8 protein-coding genes and 2 pseudogenes are annotated in these 8626 nt (G+C 70.8%); 6 read left to right on the top strand and 4 right to left on the bottom strand.

All coding sequences use genetic code 11. From position 1 onward, the window contains the following. Positions 1–138, top strand: a pseudogene (locus H305_RS53825) (lytic transglycosylase domain-containing protein); the annotation flags it as partial. Positions 139–275: 137 nt separating this feature from the next. On the opposite strand, the pseudogene H305_RS56570 reads toward H305_RS53825, so the two are convergent. Beyond that, positions 276–365 (bottom strand): annotated as a pseudogene (locus H305_RS56570) (transposase); the annotation flags it as partial. A gap of 377 nt (positions 366–742) precedes the next feature. On the opposite strand from H305_RS56570, the gene H305_RS55595 reads away from it, so the two are divergent. Together H305_RS55595 and H305_RS55590 are read left to right on the top strand one after the other, a co-directional pair. After that, the gene (locus H305_RS55595) at positions 743–1138 is read left to right on the top strand and encodes an isochorismatase family protein (protein ID WP_234021449.1); all 396 of its coding nucleotides are present in this window, start codon (positions 743–745) and stop codon (positions 1136–1138) included. Next, positions 1135–1389 carry a cysteine hydrolase family protein gene (locus H305_RS55590; protein ID WP_234021448.1) on the top strand — a complete coding sequence of 85 codons (255 nt, stop codon included), beginning with the start codon at positions 1135–1137 and terminating at the stop codon, positions 1387–1389. Before H305_RS55595 ends, H305_RS55590 begins: the two co-directional genes overlap by 4 nt. A 364-nt stretch (positions 1390–1753) precedes the next feature. Here the strand turns inward: H305_RS55590 and H305_RS55585 are convergent, their stop codons facing one another. Both H305_RS55585 and H305_RS0143080 read right to left on the bottom strand, forming a co-directional pair. Then, the gene (locus H305_RS55585) at positions 1754–1915 is read right to left on the bottom strand and encodes a MarR family transcriptional regulator (protein ID WP_234021447.1); all 162 of its coding nucleotides are present in this window, start codon (positions 1913–1915) and stop codon (positions 1754–1756) included. A gap of 427 nt (positions 1916–2342) precedes the next feature. Further along, positions 2343–2903 carry an NADPH-dependent FMN reductase gene (locus H305_RS0143080; protein ID WP_028805874.1) on the bottom strand — a complete coding sequence of 187 codons (561 nt, stop codon included), beginning with the start codon at positions 2901–2903 and terminating at the stop codon, positions 2343–2345. 343 nt (positions 2904–3246) lie between these two features. Between H305_RS0143080 and H305_RS0143075 the strand changes: the two genes are divergently transcribed. The 3 genes from H305_RS0143075 (at position 3247) to H305_RS0143065 (ending at position 6926) form a co-directional block, all read left to right on the top strand. Then, positions 3247–3714, top strand: a complete 468-nt coding sequence (locus H305_RS0143075) for a MarR family winged helix-turn-helix transcriptional regulator (RefSeq protein ID WP_037767403.1) — start codon at positions 3247–3249, stop codon at positions 3712–3714. A gap of 175 nt (positions 3715–3889) precedes the next feature. Further along, positions 3890–6187: an FUSC family protein gene (locus H305_RS48985; RefSeq protein WP_037767402.1), complete on the top strand. Its 2298-nt coding sequence runs from the start codon at positions 3890–3892 to the stop codon at positions 6185–6187. A 280-nt stretch (positions 6188–6467) separates the two neighbouring features. Further along, positions 6468–6926, top strand: coding sequence for a Crp/Fnr family transcriptional regulator (locus tag H305_RS0143065; protein WP_028805872.1), 459 nt, complete (start codon positions 6468–6470; stop codon positions 6924–6926). A 76-nt stretch (positions 6927–7002) separates the two neighbouring features. Here H305_RS0143065 and H305_RS0143060 read toward each other — a convergent pair. After that, positions 7003–8626: GAF domain-containing sensor histidine kinase (locus H305_RS0143060; RefSeq protein WP_028805871.1), on the bottom strand; the 1624-nt coding region annotated here is incomplete at its 5' end.

The raw sequence follows: 8626 nt of genomic DNA, 5'->3' as shown, positions 1-8626 counted from the left end.
TCCAAGATGTCTTCGGTCGGTTCCGACTGGCAGACGAACCCGGCCACCCAGATCAAGTGGGGCCTCAACTACATGAACAGCCGCTACGGCAGCCCGTGTGAGGCCTGGTCGTTCTGGCAGGCGAACAACTGGTACTGAGCACCGGGCCGCACGTCGGCCGCTCGAACCGCTCAACCTTGCGAAGCCCCTCCCCCTCCCAGGGGGAGGGGCTTCGGCCATGTACGGTCGGAGCCGACGACTTATGACAGTCAGGCGGAACTACTGACTTCGGCGTTTCAGGGTGCGGTCGGTACGTCTAGGATGAGGCCGGCGCCGGCTATGAAGCCGTCAAGGGTGTCGGGTCGGTATTGAAGGCGCCTGCGCCGTCCTCGCTGGTGACGGTCCAGCCGAACTTCGGGCCGGCCTCCCAGTCCTCGAAGTCCGCCTGGTGTGGCAGCCGTAGCCCGGAGCATCACACCCTCCGGCCCCGCCGTCTGACGGGCGGGAGCCATCGCGGACAAGATGCACTCGTATCAGGAGCGTGAGAGCGTGGTGGTTGGCGGCTGTAGAACCAGCCCCTCGCTTTCAGCGGCCAGGCTATGGGGCGAGGTAGAGGCAGAGGTCGCCCGATGCTCGGTGACGCGGAAACGGTGGGGGCGCCTGCCTCATTGGGTACGTCCGGGTAGGGCATCGCTGAACGGTGGCAGGTGGCAGCGCGAGGGCTTCGTCTCCGCCGGACCGCAACCGGAAGAGCCGAGGTGCGATGAACGCCCAGGATGTGCCGTACACGGCCGAAGATACCGCTCTGCTGCTCATTGATCCGTACAACGACTTCCTCTCGGAGGGCGGGAAGTTGTGGTCGCGGGTCAAGGAGGTCGCAGAGGAGATAAAGCTGCTCGACCACATGCGGGCAGTACTGTCCGCCGCCCGCGAAAAGGGCTTTCGCGTCTTCATCGTGCCTCATCACCAGACAGAGCCGGGAGACTACAAGACGTGGGACCACCTCTCCCCCACCCAGAAGCGTGTCGTCGAGGGGCAGACCTTCGCAGCCGGCAGCTGGGGGGCCGAGTGGCACCCCGACTTTGTGCCCCGGGAGAACGAACTGGTCGTGCGCCAGCATTGGGCGTCAGTGGCTTCGCGAACACGGACCTGGACATGATGCTGAAGCAGCACCGGGTTCAAAAGATCGTGATCATCGGCATGAAGGCCAACACGTGCGTCGACACCACGGCCCGGTTCGGACAGGAGCTGGGGTACCACGTGACGCTCATACGTGATGCCATCGCCGCATTCTCCTGGGACGAGATGAGGGCGACGTTCGACATCAATGCACCCGCGTACGCGCACGCGATCTTCACCGCGGATGAGTTTCTGAACACCTTTCAGAAGGCCGCTCAGCAGGGCGGCTGAAAAGCTACCGGGACACGCGGCGAGTGTGACGGCCGCCGCCACCGCAACGAGGACCAAGCAGGCCGCCGCCGGGGCCGCGCTCGATGCGAAAGCGTCAGGACGGCTGGTGTCCGGCGATCGCGAAGCTCTGGCCCACAAGACGCCCCAACCTTCGTCAGCCTTAAGGGGCCTGGACGCGCGCCGTCACGTGCCGATGTCGCGCAGAGCCGGCGCGAGGTACCGAGGTCCAACCCCGCCACGTGGACCAGGAAGTGGCGGCGGATGGAGGCAAGGTCGGTCGGCCGGGCCCCGCAAACGGGCGAGGCCCGTGTCGGTGAGGACGGCGTTCCGCCGCGGGCGTCCCGTCCCGGCCTGACCCGCTCGATCAGCCCTGTTTCGCCAGCCGGTCAGCCAAGCGCGAGATGCCGCTGCTCGACATCTCGACCGCGGCAGCGAGATCGCCCATACGCATCTGCTGCTCTGGCGCTTCGGAGAGGTATGCCAGGACCAAGTATTCGATCAAGGAGAGGCTCTGCTCACGGATCATGTCGGCGTCGACGGCGCGTGGCAGGGCATTGATGACGCGAGCGAGCTCACGACGGCTTCTTCGTCCACGGTGAGGGGTTGCGGCAGCGGTGCGGTCGATCCGGCTGTCCTGCGTCGGTGGACACGAGGTTGGTTGCCCGCCAGTGCAACCCGCCAAGTCTGCTTGGGTGGGAGCCGAGCCGCACTCGAGTGAGAACGGGCGACTCTCTCGTCGGCCATGGACCGCTTCGTGGCAGTCCGCGCGTCGCATGCGGCAGGCAACCGGTCAGACCTGCCCACCGCCGTGCTGTCGAGCACATGCGACGGACGGGCGGCTCCCGCAGCGTTCCGCTGTCGGCCGGGAGCCGCCCGGTCGCGCCTGGGGCGTGTACCCGCCTGCGCGCCACAGGGTTCGAGGTCGCCGGGGGGAGACCGCTGAGGTGCGTGCGTTACGCGGCGCGCAGCGGGGCGAGCGCCTTGCTCCAGGCCAGCACCTGGTCAAGCGTGGTGTTCAGCGCCTCGAGCTGGAAGTCGCCGGGCTTGAACACGCTGAAGTTCTCGAAGTCGTGGAACAGCGACAGCGAGACCTGCGAACGCACGTCCGCCATCTGCAGCTCCCCCGCGATCAGGCGCAGGTGCTCCACCGCCCGGGCTCCGCCCAAGCCGCCGTAGCCGACGAAAGCGACTGCCTTGTTGTTCCACTCCGCGAACAGGTAGTCGATGGCGTTCTTCAGGGCGCCGGACGTCGAGTGGTTGTACTCCGGCGTCACCATGACGAAGCCGTCGAACGAGGCGATCTTGCTCGCCCACGCCTGCGTGTGCGGCTGGGAGTACTGGCCCAGAGACGGAGGAAGCGCCTCGTCGAGGTGCGGGAGCTTGTAGTCGAGGAGGTCGACAAGCTCGAACTCCGCATCGGTTCGCTTCGAGGCAACCTCGTGCACCCAGCGGGCGACAGCCTCGCCGTTGCGTCCGGGGCGGGTGCTGCCGAGGATGATTCCGATCTTGGTCACGCTAAACCCTTCGTAAAGGTAGCCCCGTGTCCGTTCCGGGCGTACATATGGGTAGCCCTGGCAACCGGTTGGGGATATAATTGCTTCGACAAGCAATCTAGCACAAGAGATTGCTGCGTCAAGTATGTGGATCGTCCTGCGCAACAGACGCACCGCGGGACCGGCTCAGACCTCCCGGCCGCCACGGCCGTTGAACAGGTTCGCTGCGGGGCGAGGTCATGGCGTTGTCCGCTTCACAAGGAAAACGAACTCAGAGCTCGAACGAGAGAACTGCAGCGGCGTGCAGAGCCCGGCCGGTCGGCCGAAGTCTTTCCCACCGCACACACACGCGAGGTACGCCCCCATGGCACAGAAACCCACCCCACCCAGGGAAGCGCTGCAACCGCTCACCGCCGACGAAGAAGCCGTCGTCCGGGCCCTTCCCTCTCTCATCTACGCCCTGCCTCGCGCCATCGATGCCCAGATGTCGCGGGAGCAGAGGCTGTCGAACACGGAATACCTGTCGCTGATGCACCTCTCGGAGGCACCGGATCGACAGTTGCGCATGCACGAACTCGCCCGCGCCATCGAGATGTCACTCAGTGGCACGACCCGAATCGTGAACCGACTGGAGAGCGAGGGCTACATCGAGCGAGTTCGGTGCGACACGGACGGCCGCAGCTGGCACGCCTCCCTGACCGACGCCGGCTTCACTCGCCTGGAAGAGGCCTGGCCCACCAATCTGGCCGCGACACGCCGGCACTTCCTCGACCACCTGCAGGGTCTGGACCTCAAGAAGCTCGCGGCCGCCCTGCGTAACGTCGCCACCTAGTGGCCGCGCGCGGCCGTCCGGGGGGCACTGAGCCGCGGCCGCCCGTGTCCGCGGTTCACCCGGCCCGGGCCATCCCGCGCAGGGGCGGCGTTCGCGTGGCATGGTCGCTTGCGGAGGCGTTCACGTTCGCACGGGGCTCGGGCGGACATGCCGGCGACGGGAGGTGCGCAGGGCCGTGCAGAGACCCGGCCGGATCCTTCGCGACGGCTCGTTCTTCTCGTGGCTGCGTGACCACGATCCCGAGCTCGCGGCGACGCGTCGCGCCGGGCGGGCCGCCCTCGTGATGCCCGCCCTGTTCGCTTTGTGCACCCAGGTCATCGGCTCGCCGACGATGGCGACGTACGCCGCCTTCGGCTCGCTGGCGATGCTCCTCTTCGTCGACTTCACCGGACCGATGACGCAGCGGCTGCGGGCACACATCGGCCTCGCCCTCGCCTGGGGGGTGCTCATCTGCCTCGGCAGCCTGGTGGCCTTCCAGATCTGGCTCTCGGTGACCGTCACGGTCGTGATCGGCTTCCTGGTGCTCTTCTCGGGCGTGGTCAGTTCCGTCCTCGCCGGCGCGTCGACCGCCCTCCTGCTGGCCTTCATCCTCCCGGTGACCTCGCCCGAGCCGCTGTCCGTGCTGCCCGCGCGGCTCGCCGGAGCGGGCATCGCGTCCGTCGCCGCCATGCTCGCGATCTCCCTGCTGTGGCCCCGCCCGGTCAGGGACCCGCTCGCCGAACCGGCCGCGCGCGTGTGCCGCGCCGCCGCCGAGCAACTGCGCACCGACGCGTCCCTGCTGGCCGGCGGCCCGGACGCGGCGAGCGGCCCGCGGTGCCGGGCCACGGCCGACCTGGCCGCCGCCGCGGCGGCCGACCTGCGGTCCGTCTTCGACGCCACGCCCTACCGGCCGACCGGCCTCTCCGCCGGCTCACGGGCCATCGTCCGCCTGGTCGACGAGCTGACCTGGCTCGGCGACATCCTGGCCGACAGCGTGCCGCCCGACAAGGAGCGGGTGCTCTGCGACGAGGACGCCCATACCGTACGGCGGGCCGCCGCCCGTCTGCTCGACGAATCGGCCGAACTGCTCGACCGCCCGCGCGACTCGCCGAACGCCCTGCGCGCCGCTCAGGGCGATCTGCGCACGGCCATGAGCGACATGGAGAGCAACGCCACCACACGGCTGCCCGTGCACCACGACGCGACGGCCGCCCGGTCGCAGGTGCATCCCTTCATCGGTGTGCTGGATCTGTCGTTCCGGGCCCAGGAGGTCGGCTTCGCGACGCTGCAGATCGCCCGCAACGTGGACCTGGCCGCCGCCGCGGACCGGCGCAGCTGGCCGGAGGCCCTCCTCGGCCGCGAGCCCGGGGCCCTGGCGAAACCACTCGCCGCGGCCCGGGAGCGGGCCGCGGCCTACCTCCAGCCGCAGTCCGTGTGGCTGCACAACAGCCTCCGCGGCGCGCTCGGCCTCGGCATCGCGGTCACCCTCGCCAAGGTGACGACCGTCCAGCACTCCTTCTGGGTGACCCTGGGCACCCTGTCGGTGCTGCGCTCGAACGCCCTCAACACCGGGCAGAACGCCGTTCGCGCCGTCGCCGGCACCATCGCGGGCTCCATCATCGGGGCGGGGCTGCTCCACCTCATCGGCCACCACGGCACCGTGCTCTGGTTCCTGCTGCCCGTGGCCGTCCTGCTCGCGGGCATCGCCCCCTCCGCCATCTCCTTCGCCGCAGGCCAGGCGGCGTTCACCGTCACCCTGGTCATCCTGTTCAACATCGGCCACGACCCCAACTGGCGGATCGTGCTGCTGCGCATCCAGGACATCGGCCTCGGCTGCGCCGTGAGCGTGGTCATGGGCCTGTTCTTCTGGCCGCGTGGCGCGGCCGCCGCGGTCAGCCGCGCGCTCGCCGAGGCGTACACGGAGAGCGCCCGCTACCTGGCCAGGACCGTGGAGTACGCGGTCGGGCTGTGCGGCGCCGGGCCCCTCTCGGCGGACGCCCCCCTCGACGAGCGGCGCGACGCGGCTGCCGCCGCCCGCCGGCTCGACGACACCTTCCGCAGTTACCTGGCCGAGCGCGGCCCGAAGCCGATGGCTCTCTCCGACATGACCGCGCTGGTCACGGGCATCGTGGGTCTACGGCTCGCCGCCGACGCCGTACTGGGCCTGTGGAAACGGTCCGGCGGGCAGGACACCGCCGCGGACCGGGCGGACGCGCGGCTCGTCATCGTGGGAGCGGCCGGCCGGATCACCGACTGGTACCGGGACCTCGCCGCCACCCTGAGCCGGGGCGCGGCCGTCCCGGACCCGATGCCCCGCAGCGCGGCGGTGGAGGGGCAGCTGGTCGACTGTCTGCGGCAGGACCTGTCCGACACGGGCGGCCGTGGCCCGGCCACCGCCGTCCGCATCATCTGGACCGCCGACCACCTCGATGTCGCCCGCCGCCTCCAGCCGAGCCTGGCGGAGGCCGCCCGGCCACTGCGCCACCGCACCTGACGGCACGGGCAACCCGGCACGACCGGACCCGCCCCGGGGGACCCGGCACCGCACCCGGTCGTGTACCCGTGCGCCTTCCGCGCGGGCGAGAGCTCCGAGCCGGTGCGGGCAGGGCCGAACGGCCCCCGGAAGGACCCGGGCGGCCCGTGGTGACCGGCCCCGGCCGGGCACAGGCTGGGGCCACGGGCACAGGCTGGGAGCGGCAGCCCTCCCCCGCCCCCGAAGGGCACGACGCGCTCACCGAACGGCTGCGGGCACAGGGATGAAGGGAGCCGGAGCCATGACCTCCGCCACCACCATGACCGCGGCTCTCGGGGCCGAGCACCGCGAACAGCTGATGCGTCTCGCCCGAGAGGTCTCGTTCCCGTCCGGCGCGCGGCTCTTCGAGGAGGGCCGGCACGCCGACCGCTTCTGGATCATCCGCAGCGGGACCGTCGCCCTCGACCTGCACGTTCCGGGACGGCGCGCCGCCGTCATCGAGTCCCTCGGCCACGGCGAACTCGTCGGCTGGTCCTGGCACTTCGCGCCGTACGTGTGGCAGCTGGGCGCCGAGGCCGCGAGCCCGGTGCGAGCGCACGAGTTCGACGCCGACGCGGTGCGGGCGATGTGCGCACGCGATCCCGATTTCGGCCGGGCGGTGGCGACCTGGGTCGGCCGTGTGGTCGCCCAGCGGCTCCAGGCGTCGCGCAACCGGCTCCTGGACCTCTACGCCCCGTACGGCAGCGGCGTCCGCGGCTGATCCGAGGCCGCGTGCCGCACCGGTGGCCGGGGCGCGCGGGGACGGCCCCGGGGCGCGGGCAGCGCCTGGCCGGCCGTCAGTCTCCCGGCTGCTCCGGTTCCGCCAGCGGCACGCGCCACACCAGCGTGCTCCCGCCACCCTCGGGCGTGCTCAACTCCAGCTTCCCACCGAGTTGTTGCGCGCGCTCGGCCATGTTGCGCAGGCCGCTGCGGCGACCGCCCTCCGGGATGCCCACGCCGTTGTCGGTGACGGACAGCAGCACGTCGCGTCCGTCGGTCCTCAGGGACACGTCGGCACGGTCGGCCCGGGCGTGCCGGGCGATGTTCGTGAGGGCCTCGGAGAGCACGGCCACGACGTGGTCGGCGACCTCGCGCGGCACCTCGGTGTCCACCAGCCCTTCCATGCGCACGCTGGGGGCGAATCCCAGCACCGGCGCGGCCTCGCCCGCGAGCCGCACGACACGTGCCCGCAGCCCGGATCCCGTGGCGGTCCCATGCGTGCGCAGTCCGAAGATGGTCGAACGGACGATCTTGATGGTCTCGTCGAGGTCGTCCACGGCCCGGAGCACCCGCTCCGAGGCCTCCGGGTGCTCGATGAAGCGACCCGCGCTCTGCAGCGTCATGCCGGTAGCGAAGAGCCGTTGGATCGCCAGGTCGTGCAGGTCCCTCGCGATCCGGTCGCGGTCCTGGAGCACCGCGATCTCCTCTGCGTCCCGGCGGCGTTCCGCCAGCTCCATCGCGATCGCCGCCTGCGCGGCGAACACCTGGAGGGACTCGGTCTCCTTGGCCGAGAACGGCATGCCGTCGCTCTCCCGGACGAGGAGGACCACGCCCCGGACGCCGTCCGCGCCGGTGCCGATGGGAACGGCCACGGCCGGGCCGAGTCCGGTGGACCGCAGCGGCCCGGTCAGGAGCCTCTCCTCGTGGGTGACGTCCGCGCTGGTGACGGCGGTCCCGGTGGAGAACGCCTTGCCGATCAGGGTGTCGTCGGCCGGCAGCACCAGCCCTCGGAGCTCCTCCGCCTCGCGTCCGAGGGCGAGTTCGACGGTGAGCGAGCCGGTGTCCGTCATGGGCATCGCGACGAGGGCCAGGGCGGCCCCGGTGATCTCCCGGGCCCGGTCGGCGATCAGCCCGAGGGTCTCCGTGCGCTCCGCCCCGGACATCAGGCTGTGGGTGATCTCCGCGTTGACCCGCAGCCACCGTTCGCGCAGCCGGGACTCCGCGTACAGCCGGGCGTTGTCGATGGCGACACCCGCGGCCACCGCCAGCGTCAGGGTGACCGAGACGTCCTCCTCGTCGAAGGGGCCGCCGCCGCGCTTCTCCGTCAGGTACAGGTTGCCGAAGACCTGGTCGCGCACCCGGATCGGGACACCGAGGAAGGTGTTCATCGGCGGATGATGGGGCGGGAAGCCGTAGGAGGCGGGGTGCTCGGAGATCTTCTCCAGGCGCAGCGGCTCGGGGCGGCGGATCAGCTCGCCCAGGATGCCGTGCCCCTCCGGATACGCGCCGATCCGGGCGATCTGCTCGTCGCTGACGCCGACCGTGTGGAAGGCCGACAGCCTCCTGCCGTCGGGGCCGATGACACCGAGCGCCGCGTACTCGGCGTCCACGAGCGCCGCCGCGGCCTCGACGATGCTGTGCAGCGCCTGCTCCAGATCCAGCTCCCGCCCCACCGCGAGCACCGCCTCCAGGAGACTGTGC

The organism is Streptomyces sp. 142MFCol3.1, assembly GCF_000424945.1.
GTDB classification, from domain to species: Bacteria; Actinomycetota; Actinomycetes; order Streptomycetales; family Streptomycetaceae; genus Streptomyces; species Streptomyces siamensis.
The sequence above is the reverse complement of the archived record's forward strand: the minus strand, read 5'-3'. Positions and strand labels throughout refer to the sequence as shown.

What these genes read in the sequence shown, in the direction of transcription:
- H305_RS55595 (WP_234021449.1), top strand. Translation starts at nt 743, where the DNA reads ATGAACGCCCAGGATGTGCCGTACACGGCCGAAGATACCGCTCTGCTG.
- H305_RS55590 (WP_234021448.1), top strand. Translation starts at nt 1,135, where the DNA reads ATGATGCTGAAGCAGCACCGGGTTCAAAAGATCGTGATCATCGGCATG.
- H305_RS55585 (WP_234021447.1), bottom strand. Translation starts at nt 1,915, where the DNA reads ATGATCCGTGAGCAGAGCCTCTCCTTGATCGAATACTTGGTCCTGGCA.
- H305_RS0143075 (WP_037767403.1), top strand. Translation starts at nt 3,247, where the DNA reads ATGGCACAGAAACCCACCCCACCCAGGGAAGCGCTGCAACCGCTCACC.
- H305_RS0143065 (WP_028805872.1), top strand. Translation starts at nt 6,468, where the DNA reads ATGACCTCCGCCACCACCATGACCGCGGCTCTCGGGGCCGAGCACCGC.